General features: G+C 50.1%; 23 protein-coding genes, 1 tRNA gene and 1 pseudogene. 11 read left to right on the top strand and 14 right to left on the bottom strand.

Annotation, left to right across the window (positions count from 1 at the left end):
* The gene (gene ubiG, locus H6859_04015) at nucleotides 1-726 is read right to left on the bottom strand and encodes a bifunctional 2-polyprenyl-6-hydroxyphenol methylase/3-demethylubiquinol 3-O-methyltransferase UbiG (protein ID USO06360.1); all 726 of its coding nucleotides are present in this window, start codon (nucleotides 724-726) and stop codon (nucleotides 1-3) included.
* Between the two features lie 58 nt (nucleotides 727-784).
* Between ubiG and H6859_04010 the strand changes: the two genes are divergently transcribed.
* From H6859_04010 to H6859_03975, 8 genes are all read left to right on the top strand, one after another.
* Nucleotides 785-2017 (top strand): aspartate kinase, encoded by a 1233-nt coding sequence (locus H6859_04010; protein ID USO06359.1) that lies wholly within the window; start codon nucleotides 785-787, stop codon nucleotides 2015-2017.
* A gap of 18 nt (nucleotides 2018-2035) precedes the next feature.
* Complete coding sequence (locus tag H6859_04005; protein ID USO06358.1) at nucleotides 2036-2863, top strand: DUF4115 domain-containing protein; 828 nt, start codon at nucleotides 2036-2038, stop codon at nucleotides 2861-2863.
* Nucleotides 2864-2882: 19 nt separating this feature from the next.
* Complete coding sequence (gene prfA / locus H6859_04000; protein USO06357.1) at nucleotides 2883-3947, top strand: peptide chain release factor 1; 1065 nt, start codon at nucleotides 2883-2885, stop codon at nucleotides 3945-3947.
* A gap of 26 nt (nucleotides 3948-3973) precedes the next feature.
* Nucleotides 3974-4828, top strand: coding sequence for a peptide chain release factor N(5)-glutamine methyltransferase (gene prmC, locus H6859_03995; GenBank protein USO06356.1), 855 nt, complete (start codon nucleotides 3974-3976; stop codon nucleotides 4826-4828).
* A gap of 186 nt (nucleotides 4829-5014) precedes the next feature.
* A complete protein-coding gene (locus H6859_03990) occupies nucleotides 5015-5425 on the top strand; it encodes a DUF4167 domain-containing protein (protein ID USO06355.1) in 411 nt (136 codons plus the stop codon).
* A gap of 134 nt (nucleotides 5426-5559) precedes the next feature.
* Nucleotides 5560-8187: an ATP-dependent chaperone ClpB gene (gene clpB, locus H6859_03985; protein ID USO06354.1), complete on the top strand. Its 2628-nt coding sequence runs from the start codon at nucleotides 5560-5562 to the stop codon at nucleotides 8185-8187.
* Nucleotides 8188-8301: 114 nt separating this feature from the next.
* Nucleotides 8302-8988, top strand: a complete 687-nt coding sequence (locus tag H6859_03980) for a hypothetical protein (GenBank protein ID USO06353.1) — start codon at nucleotides 8302-8304, stop codon at nucleotides 8986-8988.
* Between the two features lie 59 nt (nucleotides 8989-9047).
* Nucleotides 9048-10400 carry a UDP-N-acetylmuramate--alanine ligase gene (locus tag H6859_03975; protein USO06685.1) on the top strand — a complete coding sequence of 451 codons (1353 nt, stop codon included), beginning with the start codon at nucleotides 9048-9050 and terminating at the stop codon, nucleotides 10398-10400.
* A 3-nt stretch (nucleotides 10401-10403) separates the two neighbouring features.
* On the opposite strand, the gene H6859_03970 is transcribed toward H6859_03975, so the two are convergent.
* The 11 genes and pseudogenes from H6859_03970 to gatC all read right to left on the bottom strand — a co-directional run bounded on the left by H6859_03970 (nucleotide 10404) and on the right by gatC (nucleotide 18852).
* Nucleotides 10404-11825, bottom strand: a complete 1422-nt coding sequence (locus H6859_03970) for a leucyl aminopeptidase family protein (GenBank protein USO06352.1) — start codon at nucleotides 11823-11825, stop codon at nucleotides 10404-10406.
* Between the two features lie 27 nt (nucleotides 11826-11852).
* Nucleotides 11853-11945 (bottom strand) — tRNA-Ser (locus H6859_03965).
* 274 nt (nucleotides 11946-12219) lie between these two features.
* Nucleotides 12220-13325, bottom strand: a pseudogene (locus tag H6859_03960) (IS3 family transposase).
* A 39-nt stretch (nucleotides 13326-13364) separates the two neighbouring features.
* On the bottom strand, nucleotides 13365-13577 hold the full coding sequence (locus H6859_03955; protein USO06351.1) for a hypothetical protein: 213 nt from the start codon (nucleotides 13575-13577) through the stop codon (nucleotides 13365-13367).
* Complete coding sequence (locus H6859_03950; GenBank protein ID USO06350.1) at nucleotides 13577-13810, bottom strand: hypothetical protein; 234 nt, start codon at nucleotides 13808-13810, stop codon at nucleotides 13577-13579. The genes H6859_03955 and H6859_03950 overlap by 1 nt, the downstream gene beginning before the upstream one ends.
* Nucleotides 13807-14034 carry a DUF4177 domain-containing protein gene (locus H6859_03945; protein USO06349.1) on the bottom strand — a complete coding sequence of 76 codons (228 nt, stop codon included), beginning with the start codon at nucleotides 14032-14034 and terminating at the stop codon, nucleotides 13807-13809. Before H6859_03945 ends, H6859_03950 begins: the two co-directional genes overlap by 4 nt.
* Entirely contained in the window at nucleotides 14031-14846 is an 816-nt protein-coding gene (locus tag H6859_03940) for a TerD family protein (GenBank protein ID USO06348.1), read from the bottom strand. The genes H6859_03945 and H6859_03940 overlap by 4 nt, the downstream gene beginning before the upstream one ends.
* Before the next feature lie 4 nt (nucleotides 14847-14850).
* Nucleotides 14851-16302 (bottom strand): Asp-tRNA(Asn)/Glu-tRNA(Gln) amidotransferase subunit GatB, encoded by a 1452-nt coding sequence (gatB, locus tag H6859_03935; protein USO06347.1) that lies wholly within the window; start codon nucleotides 16300-16302, stop codon nucleotides 14851-14853.
* Nucleotides 16303-16338: 36 nt separating this feature from the next.
* On the bottom strand, nucleotides 16339-17052 hold the full coding sequence (locus tag H6859_03930) for a hypothetical protein (protein USO06346.1): 714 nt from the start codon (nucleotides 17050-17052) through the stop codon (nucleotides 16339-16341).
* 17 nt (nucleotides 17053-17069) lie between these two features.
* Nucleotides 17070-18554 carry an Asp-tRNA(Asn)/Glu-tRNA(Gln) amidotransferase subunit GatA gene (gatA, locus tag H6859_03925; protein ID USO06345.1) on the bottom strand — a complete coding sequence of 495 codons (1485 nt, stop codon included), beginning with the start codon at nucleotides 18552-18554 and terminating at the stop codon, nucleotides 17070-17072.
* Between the two features lies 1 nt (nucleotide 18555).
* Nucleotides 18556-18852 (bottom strand): Asp-tRNA(Asn)/Glu-tRNA(Gln) amidotransferase subunit GatC, encoded by a 297-nt coding sequence (gene gatC, locus H6859_03920; protein USO06344.1) that lies wholly within the window; start codon nucleotides 18850-18852, stop codon nucleotides 18556-18558.
* Between the two features lie 113 nt (nucleotides 18853-18965).
* Between gatC and ruvX the strand changes: the two genes are divergently transcribed.
* Nucleotides 18966-19427, top strand: a complete 462-nt coding sequence (gene ruvX, locus H6859_03915; GenBank protein ID USO06684.1) for a Holliday junction resolvase RuvX — start codon at nucleotides 18966-18968, stop codon at nucleotides 19425-19427.
* Nucleotides 19428-19488: 61 nt separating this feature from the next.
* On the top strand, nucleotides 19489-19800 hold the full coding sequence (locus H6859_03910) for a hypothetical protein (protein ID USO06343.1): 312 nt from the start codon (nucleotides 19489-19491) through the stop codon (nucleotides 19798-19800).
* A 54-nt stretch (nucleotides 19801-19854) separates the two neighbouring features.
* Here H6859_03910 and H6859_03905 read toward each other — a convergent pair whose 3' ends face one another.
* Together H6859_03905 and H6859_03900 are read right to left on the bottom strand one after the other, a co-directional pair.
* Complete coding sequence (locus H6859_03905) at nucleotides 19855-20553, bottom strand: M48 family metallopeptidase (protein USO06342.1); 699 nt, start codon at nucleotides 20551-20553, stop codon at nucleotides 19855-19857.
* A 222-nt stretch (nucleotides 20554-20775) separates the two neighbouring features.
* On the bottom strand, nucleotides 20776-22158 hold the full coding sequence (locus H6859_03900) for a polyhydroxyalkanoate depolymerase (GenBank protein ID USO06341.1): 1383 nt from the start codon (nucleotides 22156-22158) through the stop codon (nucleotides 20776-20778).
* Nucleotides 22159-22270: 112 nt separating this feature from the next.
* On the opposite strand from H6859_03900, the gene H6859_03895 reads away from it, so the two are divergent.
* Entirely contained in the window at nucleotides 22271-23296 is a 1026-nt protein-coding gene (locus H6859_03895) for a cobalamin biosynthesis protein (protein USO06340.1), read from the top strand.
* The last annotated feature ends 3 nt before the right edge of the window (nucleotides 23297-23299 follow it).

Here is a 23299-nt window from a genome sequence, read left to right as displayed (position 1 = left end):
TTAAACCGCCTTTTGAGTACTCATAAGATAGTTAACGTCCAAATCACTTTCCGATAGCTCAAATTCATTTTTAAACGGGTTAAAGACAAGGCCGGTAAGATTGCAGGCTTCCAGGCCCGCTTTCTCTACCATTTTAACAAGTTCGGATGGTCTCAAAAATTTTTTCCAGCTATGCGTCTCACGCGGAACCCAACGCAAAAGATATTCTGCCGTCACAATCCCCATCAGAAACGATTTCGGATTGCGGTTCAGAGTCGAAAAAATCACTATCCCGCCGGGTTTTACAAGATTCGCAACATTTTGCACGAAGGTTTCAGGAGACGTCACATGTTCAATAATTTCCAGCGCCATGACAACATCGAATTTCTGCTCAATAGCCTCAGCCGGTTTATTGAGATAAGCGATTTTTAAACCGCTGGTCTGTGCATGTCTCTTGGCGGTTTCAATAGCCACTGCATCCGCATCCGCCCCGCTAACCGTTCCCCCCATTCGTGCCAGAGGCTCACAGACAAGTCCGCCGCCGCACCCGACATCAAGAAAGCTTAACCCCTCAAAAGGCCTCAAGCTTTCCACATCGCGCCCGTAATGACGGCAAATCTGCGACTTAATATAACGCATGCGCACAGGATTGAGGCGGTGCAATGGCTTAAAAGGGCCGTTTTCATCCCACCATTGTTCCGCATCTTTAGAAAAATTTTCAATTTCTTGCGTATCTATACTGGACATAAGCTTTAGCTTCCTTATTAATACGAGAGTTTTTTAACCGATTTCGAAAAAAAAAGATATGGCTTTAATCGTTGCAAAATTTGGTGGGACCTCCGTTGCCGATGTTGAACGCATCCAGCGCGCTGCGGGTAAAATCGCCCGTGAAGTCGAGGCGGGACATCAGGTTGTGGTTGTGGTCTCGGCCATGTCCGGCGTGACCAATCAGCTTGTAGGTTACTGTAATGATATTAGTGAGCTGCACGATTTGTATGAATATGACGTCGTAGTTTCCAGTGGTGAGCAGGTCACTGCCGGACTTATGGCGATGGCGCTGCATAAGCACGGCATCACCGCGCGCAGTTGGCTCGGCTGGCAAATTCCGTTCAAAACCGATGAAATGCACTCCAAAGCCCGTGTGCGCGACATTGAAACAGCAGGACTCCTTGAAGGTCTTAAAAAAGGTGAAGTCGCCGTTGTGCCGGGATTTCAGGGAATAACAGCCGCCGGGAGAATATCAACGCTGGGACGCGGCGGTTCGGACACTTCAGCCGTTGCACTGGCCGCCGCTTTGAATGCAGATCGCTGCGATATTTACACCGATGTTGATGGTATCTACACGACCGATCCGCGAATTGTATCAAGTGCGCGTAAACTCAAGAAAATTTCATTTGAAGAAATGCTGGAACTGGCCTCGCTCGGCTCAAAAGTTTTGCAAACCCGCTCTGTTGAAATTGCCATGAAGCATGGGGTGTCTTTGCAGGTTTTATCCAGTTTTGAAGATCAAATTGGCAGTGATATGCCAGGAACGCTCGTTGTCAATGAGGAGAAAAATATGGAAGAAGAACTCGTCAGCGGTATCGCCTGTAAGCGCGATGAAGCTAAAATCACGCTGCTGCGCGTGGCAGATGTGCCGGGCATTGCAGCAAAAGTTTTTAGCCCCCTCGGCCGCGCCGGGGTCAATGTCGATATGATCGTGCAGAATATTTCAGCCGACGGCAAAGCCACCGATATGACTTTTACCGTGTCGCGCACCGATTTACCACGCGCCTTGGAAGCTTTGAAAGATATTGATATCGAATATGAAGAAATACGCTCGTCAGGTAATGTTGCAAAAATTTCTATTGTCGGTGTAGGGATGATCAGCCATCCTGGTGTAGCTGAAAAAATGTTCACCACACTTGCAGAAAAAAACATCAATATCCACGTTATCTCGACGTCTGAAATCAAAATCAGCGTCTTGATAGAGGAAGACTACGCAGAGCTGGCTGTCCGCGCCTTGCATAATGCCTATGGACTGGAAGAGGCGGCATAAATAAGTTACTCTGCCTATATGATGGCCAACCCCGCAACCGAGCTTCAAGATACTACTTTTTTTACCGATATGCCTGTCGGCGAAATCCTGCGCCGCACACGTACGCACTACAAACGCTCAATCGAAGATATTGAGCATGCCTTAAGGATTCGCACAGAACAAATCGAAGCGATTGAGCAGGGTAATCTTGAGATGCTTCCCGGTCGTGTTTACGCCATAGGCTTTGTCCGTAGCTATGCTGAATATCTTGGCCTGGATGGTGACAAAATGGTTGATCTTTACAAACAGCAGGTCATGGCTGCTAAAGGGCCAGAGCCGGAGCTTTATTTCCCCATTCCTGCATCTGATAATCATCTGCCGCCCTGGTGGATTACACTCTCATCTATTTTCCTTGCCATTGCCCTGCTGGCTTTCTGGTTTGGAGAGAACCGCGCTGGCCGCAAGGCCGTAGAAACCATTCCTCCCGTGCCTGAAGAAATACAGATTGCTGTCGAAGAACCCACACCGCCCGTTGCCAGCAAAGTTGAAATCGAAGAGCCTGAAGAGGCCGTAATAGAAGACAAGCCTGTTGAAGGCATTATTCTGAAAATACACGAGAACAGCTGGGTTGAAATCCGTGATAAAAAAGGCAAGGCCATGCTTTCGCGTGTCCTTAAGGCAGGCGATCAATATTATGTACCTGACCGCCCGGATTTAACAATATCAATCGGCAATGCAGGCGGCGTCGAGATTGAGGTTGACGGCCAGCCTTTGCGAAAACTTGGCGAAAAAGGCAAGGTGTTGCGGCGCTTGTCGCTTGATGCGGATTACCTGAAAAGTAATTTTGCAGTTGAAAGAGCACAGTAAACCACTGTAAATCATCACTATGTCTTTAGAAGAAAAACTCGTATCCATCAAAAACCGCCACGCAGAGCTTGCTGCTCTCATGTCGGAAGGCGGCCTCAGCGGTGAGAAGTTTGCCAAGCTTTCGATGGAGTATGCCGAGATTGATCCGGTTGTGGAAGCCATTACCACGCTGGCAGAGGCCAAGGCCGAACGCAAAGACTTGCAGGAAATGCTTGCCGATCCTGAAATGAAAAACATGGCCGCCGAGGAGATTTGTGCATTGGACGCGAAAATGCCAAAGCTGGAGCATCAAATTCGCCTTGCTCTTATCCCTAAAGATGAAGATGACACTAAAAACGCTATTGTTGAGATCAGAGCCGGAACCGGCGGCGATGAGGCTGCGCTGTTTGTTGGTGACCTGTTTGCCATGATCAAAGGCTACGCCATTAAACAGGGCTGGAAACTGGAGGTAATAGAAACTTCCCAATCCGATGCAGGCGGCTATAAAGAGATTGTCTGCGAAATTAGCGGCCACAACGTCTTTTCCAAGTTAAAATATGAATCCGGCACTCACCGCGTCCAGCGTGTTCCTAAAACCGAAAGCCAGGGCCGCATTCATACCTCCGCCGCCACCATCGCCGTGTTACCCGAGGCCGAAGAGGCTGAAGTCAACATCCACAGCGATGATCTACGCATTGATACATATCGTTCCCAGGGTGCAGGGGGGCAGCACGTCAACACCACCGATTCTGCTGTGCGTATCACGCATATTCCTACCGGCGTGGTTGTAGAGATGCAGGAAGAACGCTCTCAGCACAAAAACAAGGCCAAGGCGATGAAGGTGCTATCAACCCGCATCTACGACATACAACGCCAGAAACTTCACGATGAGCGTGCACAGGACCGTAAGAGCCAGGTCGGCTCCGGCGATCGTTCGGAACGCATCCGCACCTATAATTTTCCACAAGGACGCGTAACCGACCATAGGATCAATTTAACGCTCTATAAACTCGAAGAGGTGCTCAGCGGCGAAACTTTAAGCGAAATCACCGAGGCCCTGATCGCCGAAGATCAGGCAAGCGCCTTGGCCTCGGTGGAGAATTAACCTACGGCGCAGCCGCTATAAAACAAATGAAACTCAATATTCTTTATAAAACTCTGCGCCAAAGCCTTTCTGAATCCGACGCACACTACGTCATCCAAAAGCGCACAGGTCTGAACCGCGCTGATATGATTTCCAATCCTGATCAAATCGTAGACAAGTTACAAATTCTTAAAGATCTTCAACGTCACCAAAATGGCGAACCACTTTCACGTATTTATGAAGAGCGTGAATTCTGGAGTTTATCATTTTCGCTGTCTCCCGATACGCTTGATCCTCGTTTTGATACAGAAACGCTGATTGAGGCAGTGTTGGCACGTTACAAAAGCGCTCCTCCAAAACGCATTCTCGATCTGGGTACAGGCACAGGATGCATCCTTATCGCCCTGTTATCGGAGTTTCCCGAGGCTACTGGAGTAGGTGTAGATCTATCCGAAGGCGCGCTTAAGACAGCCCGCTCCAACGCCGAAGCCAACAAAGTCGAGAATCGCGCAGCATTTATACAAAGCAATTGGGCCGAATGCATCGACGAATCTTTTGATCTGGTGGTTTCGAATCCCCCTTATGTTTCTCCAAAAGCGATTCAGAATCTTGATAAATCAGTCCAGAATTACGATCCGATTCTGGCTTTGCATGGAGGCGCAGATGGTTTGCAAGCCTATAAAGAAATTTTTTCCGATCTTTTTCGCCTGTTAAATCCCGGCGCACGGGCTTTTTTTGAGATCGGATTCGACCAGCATGATTCTGTAATGCGACTCGGCGAAGAATCGCGGTTTTTGGTGGAAGGCTTATATCTCGATTTAGCAGGGCACATAAGGGTTTTAGAGCTAACGCCACAAAACAGTGATGGGGATAAAGTCAAAAATAATTTGCCGGACGGTTGATTGAAAATACCTATCGGCTGTAGGTTAAAAATCATCAACGCAGACAAACGCAAATATGGTGTTTGGTGTTGAGTGAATAAACCCTAGATATAGTGTGTTTGAGCCTCAAGGGGCTAGCCATACGTACGCAAATAATGTATGGTGTACGTGTATGTGCAAAAATAAATATGAACGGAAAATGAAAAAATGAGACACGGAACTTCAAATAGACGTCAGCGCGGCAGAGGGAATGGTCAGCGTCGAGGAAATAATCAGCGGATGCAGGTTTACGACAGCAACGGCCCTGACGTACGTATTCGTGGCACCGCCCATCAGGTGACGGAAAAATATACGGCTTTGGCAAAGGACGCCGCTTCCGGCGGCGACCGCATCTTGGCCGAAAGCTACCTCCAATATGCCGAGCATTACCAGCGCATCATAAACAGCTGGGAAGAAGGCGTACAGGATGATAAGCTTCGTACTTCGGAAACACAGGAAAATAGCCAGAAAAAATCCAAAGTGAGCGATAATGACGATGATTTATCATTGCCTTCCAGTATATTAGGAGAAAAACATAATATAAAATCTGAGGAGTACGCAACAGAAGCATCTGCGTAATACACAGGTTGTATGTGTCTGATTTAAAGGCGGTTTTTTGACCGCCTTTTTAATGTTTAACGCATAAAAGTTCTTCCTTTCAAAACTTGACTAAAATCATTGAAAAGTTGCGGTAGAATCCTATAATCCCTCCTATGAATTTTGAAAAATTTACAGAGAAGTCAAAAGGGTTTATTCAAGCAGCGCAGACACTTGCGATGCGCTATGGGCACCAATCAATTGAGCCGGAGCATCTGCTTAAGGTTATGCTTGATGATTCAGATGCTTTGGTTTCCAAGCTTGTGAAAGCCGCTGACGGTAATCTTGCTCGCCTCAAAGCGGGTCTGGAAACCGCGATTGCCAAATTCCCGGTTGTTGAAGGCTCCGGCTCACAGCTCCGGATTTCAACCGATTTTGCAAAAACACTTGATAGTGCATTGAATTTAGCTGAAAAGGCGGGTGACAAATATGTCACAGCAGAGCGCATTCTGCAGGCCATGGTGCTGGCCAAAAAACTCGATATTGCCGGCTATCTCGAAGATGCAGGCCTCAGTGACACAAAGCTCAATCAGGCCATTAACGACATGCGCAAAGGCCGCACTGCCGATAGCGCCAGTGCTGAAGACCAGTTCGACGCGCTTAACAAATATGCTCATGACCTCACAGCCGCCGCGCAAGACGGCAAAATGGACCCTATCATTGGCCGTGATGAGGAAATCCGCCGCACGGTGCAGGTGCTCTCTCGGCGTACCAAAAACAACCCCGTTCTCATTGGTGAGCCCGGTGTTGGTAAAACCGCCATCGTTGAGGGACTGGCTCAACGCATCGTCAATGGTGATGTGCCCGAAAGCCTTAAAGGAAAACGCCTGATGTCGCTCGACCTTGGCGCACTGCTGGCCGGTGCGAAATTTCGGGGCGAATTCGAAGAGCGTCTCAAAGCCGTGCTGGATGAAGTCAAAGCCGCCACTGGTGAAATCGTTCTGTTTCTCGATGAGCTTCACACGCTCGTTGGTGCAGGCAAGGCCGAAGGCTCAATGGATGCCGGCAATATGCTCAAACCCGCTTTAGCGCGCGGTGAGCTGCATATGGTTGGCGCCACAACGCTGGATGAATACCGTAAACATATCGAAAAAGATGCCGCGCTCGCCCGGCGTTTCCAACCGGTTTTTGTTTCCGAACCAACGGTTGAAGATACCATCTCCATCTTGCGCGGGCTGAAAGAAAAATACGAGCTTCACCACGGTGTACGCATCACAGACACGGCCATTGTTGCTGCGGCCACGCTGTCCAACCGCTATATCACCGACCGCTTCCTGCCCGATAAGGCGATTGATCTGGTTGACGAAGCCGCCAGCCGCATTCGCATGCAAGTTGATTCCAAGCCAGAAGCGCTCGATGAGTTGGACCGGCGCATAATCCAGCTCAAAATCGAACGCGAAGCGCTTAAGAAAGAAAAGGATAAAGCCTCCAAAGAACGCCTCATAAAGCTTGAGGAAGAGCTAAAATCTCTCGAATCTCAAAGCGCCGATCTGAGCGCGCAATGGGCGGCTGAAAAGGAAAGCCTGAATGCCGGACAAAAACACACAGAATCTCTAGATAAAGCGCGTATAGAGCTGGAAAAAGCTGAACGCGACGGCGACTGGGCCAAGGCCAGCGAACTGAAATATTCCACTATTCCGGAACTGGAACAAAAAATCGCGGAAGCTGTTGAAAATGGAAGCGGACAGGGCGAATCTAAGACCACCTCCAGCCTCATTAATGAAGAGGTTACCGAAGATGATATTGCTGGTGTGGTCAGCAAATGGACCGGTGTGCCTGTTGATAAAATGCTCGAAGGCGAGCGTGAAAAGCTTCTTGAGATGGAAAATAAACTCCGCCAGCGCGTTGTGGGGCAGGATGAAGCTGTTACGGCCGTGTCCAACGCCATTCGCCGCGCCCGCGCAGGGCTGCAAGACCCGCGCCGCCCGATGGGTTCATTCCTGTTTCTCGGCCCCACCGGCGTTGGAAAAACCGAACTAACCAAGGCTTTGGCCGAATTTCTGTTCGATGACGACAGCGCGATGATCCGCATGGATATGTCAGAATATATGGAGAAACACTCGGTCGCTCGCCTCATAGGCGCACCGCCGGGTTATGTCGGCTATGAGGAAGGCGGCGCACTGACCGAAGCCGTTCGCCGCCGTCCATATCAGGTTGTGCTCTTCGACGAGATTGAAAAGGCCCACCCGGACGTATTCAACGTTCTGCTGCAAGTCCTTGATGATGGCCGCCTGACAGACGGGCAGGGCCGTACGGTTGATTTCTCTAACACGCTACTCATCATGACCTCGAATCTGGGAGCAGAGCATCTGGTCGCGCAAAAAGACGGGGCTGATGTAGAAGAAGTTCATTCCCTGGTAATGGAAGCCGTGCGTGCCGCCTTCCGCCCAGAATTCCTTAACCGTCTCGACGAAATTCTGCTGTTCAAGCGTCTGGATCGGGAGCAAATGACAGGCGTCGTAGAAATACAGCTCCGCTATCTTCATGCTCTGCTGGACGGTCGCCATATCACGCTGGAAATTGACGACAAGGCAAAAACATGGATCGGGGATCAGGGCTACGATCCAGCCTATGGCGCCCGCCCGCTCAAGCGTGTAATTCAAACCGCGCTGCAGAATAAACTTGCTGAGATGATTCTCGCCGGGAATATTATGGATGGCTCAAGCGTAAAAATCTCCGTGAAGGGCGACGCTCTCGATTTCAAGGTCGAAAATCCGGCTGGGGCCAAGAAATCTGCTGCATAACGCGAATGGCTCGCTGCGCTTGTCCTCTCATGTTGCCTCGCGCGCTGATTTCCGGTAGATTTATCAAGACACTCGAGCGTCCCGCCCTTTGCTTTATATGTAAGTCCAGACCCTATGAAAAAAACATTATTACTTCTATCCGTTTTATCCACTGGCGCATGTGCCTACGCCATAGATGATTCAATTCAAGACGTAAAAATTGTCACGCCCGGTGCCAGAGGCGCTGCCTGCAACGCCTATGTTGAAGGGCTGAAATATCGTGTAAAGCCGCCCCAAATAATCAATCTTTATAAATCCAAAGAGGATTTGGTGGTTGATTGTAAGGCACCGGGCAATCGCCGGAAGGTCGTTTATATCAAGCCATCCATTGAGCCGAGTGCGGCGTGGAACATTACCAATGCAGGCGTTGGTTTAACTTGGGATTACGCATCCGCTGCGCTCTTCCGTTATCCTGATGTGATTGAGGTAAACTTCACTGATACCCCGGTAACCGACCCGCCGCTGCCTGCGCAAAATAGTCCTGATATTCGCCAGCCTGAGGAATACCAGCTTGAGGAATTTTCGCCATCTGCACCGCGCATGAATGCAGATCGTTCTGCGCCGCCTGTGGAGATTCTCCGCCGTGAAAGAGCCTCTCGGACTATGAGCGGCTATGACAGCTCAGCGGCTTTCTCAGAGCCAAGCGCTTTAGATGGCGGGAAAGGTGATCTCATGGATATAATTCAGGATATGAGGAGCGATTTGAATCCCGCATCAGACAATAGTGCAGATGCGCCTATTTCGCTTTTGCCTGGGCAGTAGGCTCCGTGAACGATAAGCTATCCAAAAGCTATTTTTTCTGCGGTATTGGTGGATCTGGCATGGCGCCTTTGGCAGCAATTATGGCTGCGAAGGGGGAAAATGTCAGTGGTTCCGACCGCGCCTATGATCGCGGGCAAAGCCCCGAAAAATTTGAAAAGCTGCAAAAGGCTGGTATCACACTTTTTCCTCAGGATGGCTCCGGTCTAAGCGCTGCCACAGACACGCTTATTGTCTCCAGCGCCGTCGAAGAAACCATCCCCGATGTTAAAGCCGCGCTTGATCAAGGCATTCCCATCCAAAAACGCGCCGAATTGCTCGCCAGCCTGTTTAACAGCTATGAATCCGGCATCTCCATAGCCGGAACCAGTGGCAAATCCACTGTCACCGGCATGAGCGCCGTAATGCTTGCTGAATTGGATTTAGACCCAACAGTTATGAATGGCGGCGCGATCCGTAATTTCGAAACCATGCCGGAAGGTGGCCAAAGTCTCCCATCCATGCGTATTGGCACCAGTGACATCTTCGTCACCGAAACCGATGAAAGCGATGGTTCAATCGCGCTGTATGAACCCGCCATTGCCGTTGTGAACAATATCGCTCTCGATCACAAGCCTGTGGAAGAACTCACAGCGCTCTTCAAAAGCTTCATCGGCAGGGCGCGCCACGCCGTTGTGCTGAATTTCGATGACCAGGCCCTGCGGGATATGACCCCTTATGCCAGCGCGCCGGTTTATAGCTACGCTATCACTGACGAATCTGCGGACCTCACTGCGCACAATATCAAATACCAATCTGCTGGCGTGCGTTTCACCGCAAAGTGCGACGGCCAAAGCCACAACGTTACGCTGCAAGTTCCGGGTGCGCATAACGTCTCCAACGCGCTCGCTGCGCTCAGCATCGCCCGCGCCATGGATATCGCACTACAAAATGCTATTCCCGCCCTTGAAAAATTCACCGGAATCGCCCGCCGTTTGGCCGTAACCGGCATTCGCGCCGGGATTACCGTAATCGATGATTTCGCCCATAACCCGGATAAAATATCCGCCAGCCTCAAAACACTCAAAGCTTTCGATGGGCGGTTGTTGGTGGTGTACCAGCCCCATGGCTTTGGTCCCCTCAAACTCATGGGCCGCGAGATTATCGAGAGCTTCGCTGTGCATCTTACCTCCGGCGATCAACTCCTCATGCCCGAAGTCTATTACGCTGGCGGCACCGCCGATCGCAGCGTTACTTCCAAAGATGTTATCGGCTGGGCAAAAGAGAAGGGAATAGATGCGCATTGGTTCGCTATGCGCGATGAAATCCTGCCTTATATAAAAGACCATGCCCGCGAGGGTGATCGCATTATTGTGATGGGTGCGCGTGATGACACACTCACCGACTTTGCCTATAAAATCTTAGATCAGGTCTAGCACTTACCCAAACCGTCCCTGCAAATACGCAAAGACCGTGCGCAGACCAGTATCTGCCGCGCCTTTGGGGCGGCCCGGACGACCTGACATTTCCCATGAAAAGCAATCCAGATGCACCCAATCTGTATCTTTTTCAACAAAAGTTTCAAGGAATAACGCGCTGTAAATTCCATCACCTGCTTGCCCTGTGCTGTTGATTATATCAGCATTCGAACTGTCTAGATATTTACGATAAGGCTGCCACAAAGGCATATTCCAAACTGGATCTTCGGTTTTTTTCGCCAGCTTTTGAATATCTTGAGCAACTTCTTCATTATTCGAAAACATCGCCGGAATATCCGGCCCCAGCCCTGCGCGCGCTGAACCCGTCAGCGTCGCGTAATCCACTACCAACTCCGGCTTGTCCTCGCACGCATAGGCCAGCGCATCAGCCAGAATAAGGCGGCCTTCCGCGTCTGTATTAGTATTTTCGACAAAAACCCCCTTGCGCGATTTTATAATATCGCTTGGGCGGTAAGCCGCGCCGCCCACGACATTTTCCACCGCCGGAATAAGCACCCGTAGGCGAACCGGCAACCCGTGATCCATAATCAGCTTGGCCAGACCGATAACATGCGCCGCACCGCCCATATCCTTTTTCATAAGAGCCATTGAGGATGAAGGTTTTATATCCAGCCCGCCGGTGTCAAACGCCACGCCCTTGCCGACCAGCGTCACTTTCGGATGTTTCGCATTGCCCCAGACCATCTCAATCAGACGGGGGGCGCGCGGACTGGCTTTACCCACCGTATAAATCAGCGGAAAATCTGTTTCGAGCTGCTTTTGATCCTTGATCACTGTGACCTTGGCTTCATGCGCCTTGGCCAGTGCCTTAACAGCGGCTTCAATCTCTTCCGGGCCCATATCATTGGGCGGCGTATTAACCAGATCACGCACCAGATCAACGCTCTCAACCTGACTGAGGACGTCTTCTTTATCAACGCCTTTGGCCCAGACGAGCAGGGGAGTTGCAGCTTTTTTCGACTTGTAAACATCAAAGCTGTAACACGCCCAGCCCCAGCCAATATGCGCCCGGTTTAGTTCATCGCCGCTTAAGCCCTCAATTTCAAAGCTCGTTTCCTTTAAGGCTTCCTGCGAAAAAATTTTACCGACCATCTCGCAAACAGCTGCCATATCAAACAGCTTAATCTTGTTATGCACGCTTGCATAAACAGCGCTCGCTGCACTGCTTTCAGAATCGTGGATAACCATAGAGCATACACCTTCAGGGCCAAAACCACTGCGTTTGACCAAGGCTTGTACACGCTTAGGTTGTCTGCTCAGCCACGCCCCATACTTGCCTTCTTTCACGGCAATAACAGGGATATGGTTTTTTTTTGGCTTGGCAATAAAAGCGGATGTTTGAGAAAGAGAACGGAAAGCCATGGTCTAAAACTCCTTAAAGCAGGAAACTGGCGGAGACGGAGGGATTCGAACCCTCGATAGAGCTATAAACCCTATACACCCTTAGCAGGGGCGCGCCTTCAGCCACTCGGCCACGTCTCCTTACGCCAGAACTGAAATTATTAGAGCCAAACCCGCCCTTTGGCAAGGGCCGCAAGCAAAGAATTGCCTAAATATAAGATTTTAACGCATCAGCCCAATGACATCAGAGGTGGTCTCGGTTCTTCGGCCAGCTTTGCGGCGAAGTTAAGCTACGATCGGTTGGTTATTGTCATGCCGCCTGCCTGTGGTTTTGTTTCTCCGGGTGAAGGGCGCGGCCGCCGGAGCCGTTAGGCGGAGGCGGCAAGCCCGAGGCCGGAGAAACAAAATTTCGTTCATCATAAACGTCGTCCGGGGTTTGTCCATCAAATACCGAATGCGGCCTCTGCGCGTTGTAAAACGCCAGCCAGCGCCCGATATCCCGCCTGGCTTGCAGGCCGCTCTCGAACGCGTTCAGATACACGCATTCATATTTCAGACTCCGCCACAGCCGCTCGATGAACACATTGTCCATCCAGCGGCCCTTGCCGTCCATCGAGATCGCGATCCCGTTTTCTTTCAGGACGCCCGTCCACGCGTCCGCCGTGAACTGGCTGCCCTGATCGGTATTGAAGATCTCCGGCGGCCCGTAGCGGGCGATGGCTTCCTCCAGCGCCTCCACGCAAAAGCGCGTTTCCATCGTGTTCGACAGCCGCCAGGCCAGCACCTTCCGGCTGGCCCAGTCCATGATCGCTACCAGATACAAAAACCCGCGTTTGACAGGGATGTACGTGATATCCGCGCACCATACATGGTTCGGGCGGGTGATCGTGAGCCCCTTGAGCCGGTAGGGATAAATCCGGTGGCCGGGATGCGGCATCGAAGTGCGCGGCCTTTGATAGACCGCCTCGATTCCCATCAGGCGCATCAGACGCCGCACGCGGGTGCGGCCTACCTCGTACCCCTGACGGCGCAGATGCCGGGCCATCTGACGGGACCCGTAAAACGGGGTTTGCAGGAATTGCGCGTCAATCAGCCGCATCAGCGCCAAATTGTCCGCGCTCTCCCCGCGCCGCTCGTAATACCAGCCAGAGCGGCTGATCCCCAGCAACCGGCACTGCGCCGCGATGCCGATATTGTCATTGGACGGGTCTACCATTTCCTGCCGCCCCCGGACCGCAACCGGGCGGAGGCATCGGCTAAAAAATCACGTTCCACTGTCAGCTGTCCGATCTTGGCGTGCAAGTCCCTGACCTCGGCGTTATGCGCGTCCGCTCGCGATTCCAGCTTGCCCGCAAAACCCGCCTCCAGCGCAGCCAGAGCCTCCTTCTTCCAACGGTGAATGACCGTCGCATGCACCCCGTAACGGGATGACAGCTCCGTGATCGGCGCGTCCTCCCGCAACGCCGCCAGCGCAACCTGCGCTTTAAACTTCGCCGGGTAGTTCTTCCTTGTCTTGCTCATAATCCATGACCCTCCTTCGGTCATAGATCGTAGCTTAACTCACTGTCCGAATTCTTGGGACCACCTCTCATAGAGATAGCAAGACAGATCAAGGTCGTGATGAATGTCTTTAAGGCCAAGCTTGCTTAGCGCCTTGTCTTTAATGCTGGCACCCTCATTAGGATCCCAGCCCAGCCCGACAAAAATGCGCTGACGACCTTCCTGTGTAACGTTAAGAGGGGCCGACTGACCTTTTGGAATGCGTGGGGCCATTAATCGAGGTAGTTCTCGTCTTTGAGTTTTTTATGAATGCCAAAATCCGAATTGGCGACCAGCAAAAACCCGAACAGCAAAATCAGCACGCCGATAGTTGCCAGAATTTTAAAGAACAAATCATCTGGCAGCGCCACATCCCATATTTTGAGGATCACCAGCCCCGCGCTGGCGCACACCAGGGCGATCAAGCCATAGAAAAACGGTTTGTGAAGTTTATCAATCATACTCATGTGTTAATCTCCCTTTGCAAGACAACAAGAAAGGCTTCGCGGTCGAAGAATAAGAGCATACGCCGCGACTCCCGCTCCATCGTTTTGACCTCCCAGCCCTGCGCGCCATTAGCATTCAAAAACTCCGAAAACTTAATTGGATCAACCTTCGATCCCCCAAGGAACAAAGACCCCAACATGCTTTCGCGATAAATCACGACTTTATATTCGAACTTCGCGCTCACGCAGCCTCCTTTTTAATGTATTTGGCAAGTTGAGTTTTCCAATCCGTGTTGAAATCCACAAAATCGGTTATGTTATGCACATACCAGTGCTCTCCATCACGATAAATATGAGCGCACACGCATGCATAAGCATCAAGATTAACGGCGGGTTTTATCGATTGAGTAAAATAATTGGTGTTGTTTTTACTCTGTGCAATGCGCAAGAAAGGATCATTGGTTTCATCAAGGCTGAACCGGCAATCGCTCGTAACAACAATAAAGAAATGCGCGTATGTATCAGGCACGTCTTGGGTATTAATAAAAATTTGTTCATCATCTGGTCCTGCATGACCAGTAGAGTCATCGCCACTGTGATAAACGCTTCCCGAAGCGTCAGAAGCTTCGTAGGCGCCTGGGCCTATTTCCACCTCAAACTGAGCTTGTTGATTAAAAACATAACAGGACAGATCCAAATCTAGATCCGGATAATCTTTTTCGCGCCCAGGGCCATCCAATTGCTTACCACCATGCGTTAAATAACGAAATACCCCCCCCGTTTTGAAATGCCACCAGAAATTCTTCTTCATTTGCTCGCTTTTTTTACCAGCGAGTTTGAAAATATCGATAGTTGCTTCGGGAAGGTCTTTTATCGTTTGAAACGCAACTTCTCCAGAACTGGCGTCTTCACGCAAGAAATTGGGATCGCTGGAAGCAGATTTATTTTCGCTGTCTTTTGTATCCCACGACAGCCCGATCAGTATCCGGCCTGAACCCGATTCAAATTGTTCCAGCTGTAAAGTTTGACCTTTTTGCGGCCCCAAATACACTGTCATGCGTCTACCCCAACTTCCTCTTCAACAATTCATTCACAGCAGCCGGATTGGCTTTGCCTTGCATTTTCTTCATCACTTGCCCGACAAAGAAGCCAAACAGCTTGTCCTTACCGCCTTTATAGGCTGCCACATTATCGGGGTTCTCTGCAATCACTTCATCAATAACCGCCTCAATCGCACCCGTATCGGTAACCTGCTTCAGACCCTTTTCCTCAACGATCACAGCGGCATCTTTGCCGCTCGCATACATCTCGGCAAACACGTCCTTGGCGATCTTTCCAGAAATTGTATTGTCAGAGATAAGTCCAATCAAGCCAGCCAGTTGCGCGGCTGAAACAGGGGAATCGGCCAGAGGCGTTTCATTCTTGTTCAAAATGCCCAAGAGCTCATTAATCACCCAATTCGCCGCCAGCTTCGCATCATTGTCATTGGCAACGGTTTCATAATACGCTGCGCGGGTCTGTTCAGCGATGAGCACAGATGAATCATACAGACTCAATCCATATTCATTCATGAAACGGTGCTTTTTCTCATCAGGAAGCTCGGGCAGGGTGGCCCGAATGCGTTCAATCTGGTCATTGCTCACATGTAACGGCAATAAATCAGGATCAGGGAAATATCGATAATCATGAGCCTCTTCTTTCGAACGCATTGAACGCGTCTCCTGCTTTACCGGGTCCCACAGCCGGGTTTCCTGCACGACTTCACCGCCATCTTCGAGGATTTCAATCTGGCGCGCGACTTCATAATCAATCGCCTGTTGCACAGCCTTTACAGAGTTTACATTCTTGATTTCCGCGCGAATACCAAGTTTATCACCAGGTTTTCGCACAGATATATTCACATCCGCACGCATCGAGCCTTCTTCCATGTTCCCGTCACACGTGCTGAGATAGCGCAAAATCATCCGCAGCTTCGACAGATACGCCGCCGCTTCTTCCGGCCCGCGAATATCCGGCTCCGAAACAATTTCCATCAATGCGCAGCCAGAGCGGTTCAAATCAACAAACGACTTCGTCGGGTGCTGGTCGTGGACGCTCTTGCCTGCATCCTGCTCAAGATGCAAGCGCGTAATACCGATCTCTTTGGTTGTACCATCGGACAAATCAATTTCGATTGTCCCCTCACCAACAATAGGAAATTCAAACTGCGAAATCTGATAGCCCTGCGGCAAGTCGGGATAGAAATAGTTTTTCCGCTCAAACACCGAAGTGTTGTTGATTTTTGAATTCAGCCCCAGCCCCGTTTTAATAGCCTGCTGCACGACATATTCGTTGAGAACAGGCAGCATTCCGGGCATAGCCGCATCCACAAGCGAAACCTGCGTATTCGGCTCCGCGCCGAATTGCGCCGATGCGCCCGAAAACAGTTTTGACTTGGCGACCACCTGCGCATGAACTTCCATGCCGATCACCATTTCCCATTCACCTGTTTTACCTTGAATTAATTTTGCCATCGTTTCTGTCCTGTTTGAAATGCTGGTGTAAATCTTTTATTGACCGTAAACATGTTTTTGAATGCAGCGTTGAAGATAATACCGGCTTTCCTGTTCATAAGCTTTGCTCTTCATGAGCATCCCCAACGGATCAAGTGTGTCAGGGTTTCTGTTGAGAGCTACCTCAACATATTTAGGGGCCTTTTCTCGCATGAACTGCGCCATGCCATCGCCCAGACACGTACAAACGCGCTGATAATTCTTTATAGTATTTTGAACATCAGGAGTATTAAGGCATTGATTTATAATTAAAGCGCGCGTTGGATATTCAATACAAGGCGTATAGACGAACAAGAGCATGCGGGATCGCTGCAATCGTCCCTCATCGTCGTCATTTTGCATTGCGCGCATGTCCTTAACGCTCATGACTCCGGGGATCTTGGCTGCCGTACATGCGCAAAGCGTCTGGAGATTTTCGCTATCTAAAACAGGGTGTTGTTTGTTCATACAGTTTTTGTAATACGCATTGGCAAATTCATTAATTGTTTGAGGGACGGCTTCCGGGGCCTGAACGGGCGGTGCTTTATCCAATAGTTTTAGAAGAGCATCATCCTGACCTTTCTCAGGCAAGATGGGGTCTGCAGGCTTTTCTTGTACCGGCTGTTTGGATTTTGGTTTCACAAAAAGATCAGCAGCCATGGCCGATTCTACGCCCCAAGCCATAAGCGCAATGCTCAAAAAGACAATCTTTATAATTTTGATATGAGCCATGATCCTGTAATCCTGCTCTAAGCGGCTTTCTTCATTATTGCTTGAGGAATAGCGCTAAACTGCGCGGCCGTCTCGACCACACCGCCAACCTTAAACACGGTTTCCTCATCCCATGCACGTCCCAGAATTTGCAGGCCAAGCGGCAGGCCGTTGGCATCCAGCCCCGCAGGCACAGACATCGCCGGAATCCCAGCCAGATTAGCTGTGACGGTGAACACATCGTTAAGATACATTTTAATCGGATCGTCCTCATTCTCGCCGATGGCAAACGCCCCCGACGGCGCAGTCGGCGTCAAAATCGCATCAACTGTTTCATATGCCTTCTCAAAATCTTGCAAGATCAGACGGCGGACCTTCTGCGCCTTGATGTAATATGCATCGTAATACCCGGCGGATAGCACATAGGCGCCAATCATAATTCGACGTTTAACTTCATCGCCAAATCCTTCAGCGCGGGTTTTCTTATACATGTCATCCAGCGTTTTACTCTCAGTTGAACGATGGCCGTACCGTACACCATCATAACGCGCCAGATTCGATGAAGCTTCAGCCGGAGCAATGATATAGTAAGTCGGTAGTGCGTATTTTGTGTGGGGCAGGGAGATCTCAACCAGTTCAGCGCCAGCCTCTTTCAGCCACGCCATGCCTTGTTCCCAAAGCTTCTCAATTTCGGGGGGCATGCCATCCAGCTTAAATTCTTTTGGAATACCTATTTTTAGGCCTCTAATATCGCCCGTGATTGCACTGGCAAAGTCAGGTACATCGCGATTGGCCGATGTGCTGTCTTTTGCATCATGCCCGGCCATTGAAGCCAGCAATAGTGCATTATCTTTAACCGTGCGGGCGAGGGGGCCTGGCGTGTCCAGTGAAGAGGCAAACGCCACCACCCCCCAACGTGAGCAGCGCCCATAAGTCGGCTTGATCCCGACAATACCGCAAAAAGACGCGGGCTGGCGAATAGATCCGCCCGTATCTGTCGCCGTCGCGCCCATCGCCATGCGCGCCGCCACCGCCGCCGCAGAGCCGCCTGACGAGCCGCCCGGCACAAGATCTTTACCATCGGTTGCCTTCCATGGACTGATCACATTGCCAAATGCGCTGGTTGTGTTAGAAGAGCCCATCGCGAACTGATCGAGGTTAGCCTTGCCCAGCATCACCGCGCCATCCGCAAAAAGCTTGCTTGAGACAGTGGATTCATATTGCGGAATAAAACCTTCCAGAATTTTACTGGCTGCGGTGGTTTGCACCCCTTCAGTGCAGAACAAGTCTTTGTTCGCAAAAGGAATACCGTCCAGCGGCTTCGCTTCACTTGCCGCATAACGCTTGTCGCTCTCTGCCGCTTGCGCCAGCGCAATCTCTGGCGTTTCCATGATAAACGCATTCAGATCGCAGTTTGCCTCCATTGCATCAATATGCGCTTGCGCCAGCTCCACTGCCGTAAAATCTTTATTATTCAGACCCTTTAGAGCCTCTTCAATAGTGAGATATGTTAGCTTGCTCATTTTATCCCTCTTGCTCCACCACTTTCGGCACCACAAAGAACCCTTGCGTTTCTTCCGGCGCATTGGCCAGCACTTTCTCCGAGCAGTTGCCATCTGTAACTTCATCTTTGCGCAAGGGGAGCTCAATATTCACAACGTTGGCCAGCGGCTCAACATTCTCGGTATCCACCTCGCCAAGCTGCTCCACCCAGTCCAAAATGCCGGAAAGCTCATGGCCAATCCGCTCAACATCATGATCCGCAATTTCGATATTCGCCAGCCGGGCGACTTTACGAACGGTTTTTTCATCCATAGACATTGCTATACCTTGTATTGTTTATTTGGGCGCTTTCTGTTTTAAACAGGAAGAGGCAAAGACACAATAAGGATTTTAAAGGATTTTAAGCTGTGAGCGTTGGTTTGTTAAAAGATATGGTTGAAAGAAGACCTTTGAATGTGGCGATGCTCGGCCTTGATGTTGGCAAAAAGACCATCGGATTGGCGCTGTCTGATCCCGGCCAGACGCTGGCTACGCCGTTGCAAACGATCCGGCGCACCAGATTTGCCAAGGATATGGAGTTTCTGAATGTCGTGATAACTGAATACGATGTTGACGGCTTTGTGTTGGGCTATCCGGTCAATATGGATGGCTCTGAAGGTCCGTGTGCGCAAAGCATTCGTGATTTCGCAATTGAGATGGAAAGAACGCTTGGCAATGATCCGTGGATTGCATTGTGGGATGAGCGTTTATCCACAGTTTCTGCGGACAATATTGTGGATAAAATGGTACAAAAACGAAAAACAAAAGTAAATGCAAAGGCTTCCGGGCTCATCGACAAGCTCGCCGCCCAGGTCATTCTCCAAGGCGCGCTTGATTTTATGAAAAAATATTGACAGGGCTTGATTCTGCTGTATATTACGGAAAATATACAGCAAAAATGGAAAAAATTTATAAATGAGTAATCTACGACAAGATATATCTAATTTAGACATATATGACATAGAGCTTATTTTTACTGCTTGCTCTTCCAATAATGTCCGAGAGGGAATTTCAACGGTCTCTTTTCCTGCCCTTGAAGAAATGAGGGCAAAAGAAGGCGTCTGGCTGAGTGAAGCTAGACCTAGATCACTAAGGGCACGTCTTTTTGATCTAGCCAGTAGAGGGCTTCTTGAAGTAGTTGGCTCCGATTCAGAGGAAAAACAGTTACAATACCAGGGAACAGCTTTAGGAGAAAAGCTCCTCCTGTTCACAGACCCATGCCTTTAGTTTTAAAAGGGCTTGGTTTCGTGCATTTTTGTATATTTGAGAATGATTAAAAAATCATCCCCCATAGCGCATCAGCTCATGGCCGTTTTCCTGCATCCAGTATTGCCCCTCGATGAAATTATCGGACAGCTCCCGGCACAGGTTCCAGAATGCGCGCGAATGGTCCATATATTTTAAATGTGCAACCTCATGCGCCACCACATAATCCAGCGCTTCATAAGGCGCAAAAATCAATCGCCATGAATACGACAGATTGCCATCAGAGCTGCAAGATCCCCAGCGGCTCTTGGTGTCGCGCGCACTCACGCCTTTAACGCGCTTACCAATCGCTTCCGATTTTTGTTGGGAAAGTGCCAGTAACTCCTCGCGCGCCCGTTTTTTTAAGCTGCGCTCAATTCTGGCCGTCGGATCTTCCTTGTTTGTTGTAACTATAAGTTCATTGTATTTCAAATGAATAGAGGTTGTTCTTAATGTCGAATCATAAAAAACATGCACCCGGCGGTTTTGCCCCAATATCGGCAAAATGCTGCCATCCTCAAACGGAATTGGTTCAGGAAGGTCGAGTAGCTTATCCTGCATCCAGCGATCATGCTCTTCGGCGAAGCGCTGGGCTTTTTTCACACTCATCCCCGCCGGAACCACCAGATGAAAGGTCCGGTCTTTGGGGTCGAGGCGCAACGCCAGCCGCCGCGCGCGTTTGGAGCGCTTGAGCGTGACATAAGGCGGAAACGCTGTTTCCTGTCTTAAAAGCATGAAGGGGATATTAGAGAGACGCAGCCTCAAATTCAATCCTTAAATTTTAAGAAAACCAGATAAATGTCTGGAAGTATTGATAAACAAAGAAAAAACACAAAAAAAATAATTTATACAACAAACTTTCAGTATTCGTGTTCGGGCAGAAAGAATAACGCGAAACGCAGGCAAACTCTATGTAAGCCAAAATTTAACGATGCCCGAGCGTTGACACTGAAGGCCTTAATCAATTGTTTCCTTATAATTTTCCGCCCGGTGTTCTTTAATCCAGCGCCGTACAGCAACAATGCCGTGCCGATCACGGTTATAGCGTGAAGCACTGAGATCCGCCACTTTCTCAAGGTCTTTCTTCGGCACCGGATCAGCGCTGGGGTCAAATTCCCGAATAAAATGCCGTACACGCGGCATAATTTCGTTACGCCAGCGCCGCCCGTTGAAAATCCCATAATGCCCGCATTCCGGCTGAAAACGGTGATATTGCATGCGCTGCGGGATGGAATAGCAAATCTCATGCGCCGCTGTGGTTTGTCCGCGTGCCGAAATATCGTCCAATTCCCCTTCAATTGTTAAAAGCGCCGTTTTACGAATATCTTGCGGACGTACATCTATCAATTCGTCACTTAAGGGATCTCGCCACTTCATTGCTCCGCGTGGCAACAGATGCCGTTGAAAAACAATTTCTACAGTTTGTAGATAAAATTCAGCCGGAATATCCATTACAGAAAGGTACTCGTCATAAAACTTACGGTGCGCCACGGCGCTTTCGCCGTCTCCTTGAACAAGATGCTGGTAAAACTGCATGAATGAACCCACATGCCGGTCCAGATTCATCGACATAAACCCGCCAAGCTGCAGAAAGCCGGGGTAAACTCTCCGGTGTGCACCGGGATAGTAAAATGGAACATCATGAACAACGCTTTGTTCAAACCAGCTTAAGGGGCGCGTTTCCGCCAATTCCGTCACTTCGGTTTTAGAAACACGCGTATCAATCGGCCCGCCCATAAGAGTCATCGACAGCGGCTGGTTTGGATCATCATCCGATGCCATCAGGGATACGGCAGCCAGCACCGGTACCACCGGCTGACACACACCGATAATGTGTGTTTGTGGCCCCAACAGGCTCATAAATTCACGCAGGTATGTGATGTACGTATCAAGGCTAAACTTACCATCGCTCAGCGGAACCTGCCGTGCATCCTCCCAATCAGTGATATAAACATTGTGATGCGGGAGCAGGGCTGCCACTGTCCCGCGCAACAGCGTTGCATAATGCCCGGACATCGGCGCAACCAGCAGCACGGTCGGATCATGACGCTTGATTTTGCGCTGGAAATTAAGCAACCGGCAAAACGGCTTTTCCACGATATTTTTTTCTACTACCTCAACCTTGCGTCCATCAATCTGTGTTTCATGCAAGCCGAAATCAGGACGGCCAAAGCGCCGGGTTGAACGCTCAATCATCTCCGCCGAAGCCGCTACCATTCGCCCGGCCTGAGTATAAGACAGAGGATTCCAAGGGTTTTGAAATGCGCTGCGCATAAGCTCCGCCTGAAAGCGCAGCGGCGTCATCATGGCATGTTGGAATTCATAAAGTTGATAGAGCATATCCGTGACCTTTGAAGTTCTGTCAAAGTTTTTGAAAGCTTCCACTTTGATAAGTGAACCGCATTATTGTACACTTCATTCTACGGGAAAAACACTGCAAATCGTACTGAAGATGACTAATTTTATCACGCAATGGCATGTCCAGATCATGAATGTGGACCGGATTCCAGTCATTGTGCTGGCGTTGTTGCTCTGCGCCGTAGTCGGCATGATCACCGGGCCTTTGGCAGGTAACGCGCATCCGTTTTTCTGGAGAGTTATAGATTTATTTTTTGGCAAGTTGGGCGACCGGATGGACCGCGCTCACCGCCCGCAGGCTGATTTGATGTTTCGCGGGCTGTTTTTAAGCGTGCTCGTGATTATTCTAGCCACCTTCATCGGCCAAAGCTTCGAAACATTTGCAGCGCAAACGCCTGCTTACGGTATTACGCGAATTATATTACTTTCTTCGCTATTTGCCGCGGGAAGCATCTGGTTTGTGCTCTTAAAACTCTATTTTACAATGGAAAACAATACGGTCGGGCAAGGGGCTTTTTACGCCATCGCCCGCACCACACGGATCAATCTCGCCGCCGGCGATGATTATGGTGTCACCCGCGCCGCTGTGAGCTTAAGTGCCCGAAGCTTTGATAAGGGGCTCGTCGCCCCGGCGCTGTGGTATTTAATCGGCGGTTTTCCAGCTGCTTGCACCTATGTGGCGCTCACTGCTCTCAGCTGGCGTTTTGGAAAAAATGGCCTCGGTAGCGGTTTTGCCGCCGTGCCATTGGTATTAGAGCGGCTAATGGGTATGATCCCCTCATTCTTTGCGGCCCTGCTGATCACGCTCGCCGCAGGACTAACTCCAACAGCCAGGCTGCATAAAGGCATTGCCGCATGGTTCGGCCATAAAAACCGCGCCCCCTACGCGCAAGGCGGAGCACCTGTTTCAGCTTTGTCTTGGGCGCTGAATGTTTCAGTCGGTGGGGCTGTGCAGGATCTTTCAGGAACAGCGTTAAAGGGCGAATGGGTCGGCCCGGAAGGAGCAACGGCGAAACTTGATCATAAACACCTTCGCCGCGCGATCTATATCAATGTCATGGCGCATATCCTGTTTGTCGCCGTACTTTTGGCCACCTATATGTGGGGCGGTATTTTATAGCTT

This window comes from Rhodospirillales bacterium (genome assembly GCA_023898785.1).
Classification (GTDB): domain Bacteria; phylum Pseudomonadota; class Alphaproteobacteria; order Micavibrionales; family Micavibrionaceae; genus TMED27.
Note: the sequence above shows the minus strand (reverse complement) of the source record. Positions and strands in the feature narration are given on the sequence as shown.

Coding starts and splice junctions, on each gene's coding strand:
- ubiG (USO06360.1), bottom strand. CDS start 726: ATGTCCAGTATAGATACGCAAGAAATTGAAAATTTTTCTAAAGATGCG.
- H6859_04010 (USO06359.1), top strand. CDS start 785: ATGGCTTTAATCGTTGCAAAATTTGGTGGGACCTCCGTTGCCGATGTT.
- H6859_04005 (USO06358.1), top strand. CDS start 2,036: ATGATGGCCAACCCCGCAACCGAGCTTCAAGATACTACTTTTTTTACC.
- prfA (USO06357.1), top strand. CDS start 2,883: ATGTCTTTAGAAGAAAAACTCGTATCCATCAAAAACCGCCACGCAGAG.
- prmC (USO06356.1), top strand. CDS start 3,974: ATGAAACTCAATATTCTTTATAAAACTCTGCGCCAAAGCCTTTCTGAA.
- H6859_03990 (USO06355.1), top strand. CDS start 5,015: ATGAGACACGGAACTTCAAATAGACGTCAGCGCGGCAGAGGGAATGGT.
- clpB (USO06354.1), top strand. CDS start 5,560: ATGAATTTTGAAAAATTTACAGAGAAGTCAAAAGGGTTTATTCAAGCA.
- H6859_03980 (USO06353.1), top strand. CDS start 8,302: ATGAAAAAAACATTATTACTTCTATCCGTTTTATCCACTGGCGCATGT.
- H6859_03975 (USO06685.1), top strand. CDS start 9,048: ATGGCGCCTTTGGCAGCAATTATGGCTGCGAAGGGGGAAAATGTCAGT.
- H6859_03970 (USO06352.1), bottom strand. CDS start 11,825: ATGGCTTTCCGTTCTCTTTCTCAAACATCCGCTTTTATTGCCAAGCCA.
- H6859_03955 (USO06351.1), bottom strand. CDS start 13,577: ATGGCCCCACGCATTCCAAAAGGTCAGTCGGCCCCTCTTAACGTTACA.
- H6859_03950 (USO06350.1), bottom strand. CDS start 13,810: ATGAGTATGATTGATAAACTTCACAAACCGTTTTTCTATGGCTTGATC.
- H6859_03940 (USO06348.1), bottom strand. CDS start 14,846: ATGACAGTGTATTTGGGGCCGCAAAAAGGTCAAACTTTACAGCTGGAA.
- gatB (USO06347.1), bottom strand. CDS start 16,302: ATGGCAAAATTAATTCAAGGTAAAACAGGTGAATGGGAAATGGTGATC.
- H6859_03930 (USO06346.1), bottom strand. CDS start 17,052: ATGGCTCATATCAAAATTATAAAGATTGTCTTTTTGAGCATTGCGCTT.
- gatA (USO06345.1), bottom strand. CDS start 18,554: ATGAGCAAGCTAACATATCTCACTATTGAAGAGGCTCTAAAGGGTCTG.
- gatC (USO06344.1), bottom strand. CDS start 18,852: ATGTCTATGGATGAAAAAACCGTTCGTAAAGTCGCCCGGCTGGCGAAT.
- ruvX (USO06684.1), top strand. CDS start 18,966: ATGGTTGAAAGAAGACCTTTGAATGTGGCGATGCTCGGCCTTGATGTT.
- H6859_03910 (USO06343.1), top strand. CDS start 19,489: ATGAGTAATCTACGACAAGATATATCTAATTTAGACATATATGACATA.
- H6859_03905 (USO06342.1), bottom strand. CDS start 20,553: ATGCTTTTAAGACAGGAAACAGCGTTTCCGCCTTATGTCACGCTCAAG.
- H6859_03900 (USO06341.1), bottom strand. CDS start 22,158: ATGCTCTATCAACTTTATGAATTCCAACATGCCATGATGACGCCGCTG.
- H6859_03895 (USO06340.1), top strand. CDS start 22,271: ATGACTAATTTTATCACGCAATGGCATGTCCAGATCATGAATGTGGAC.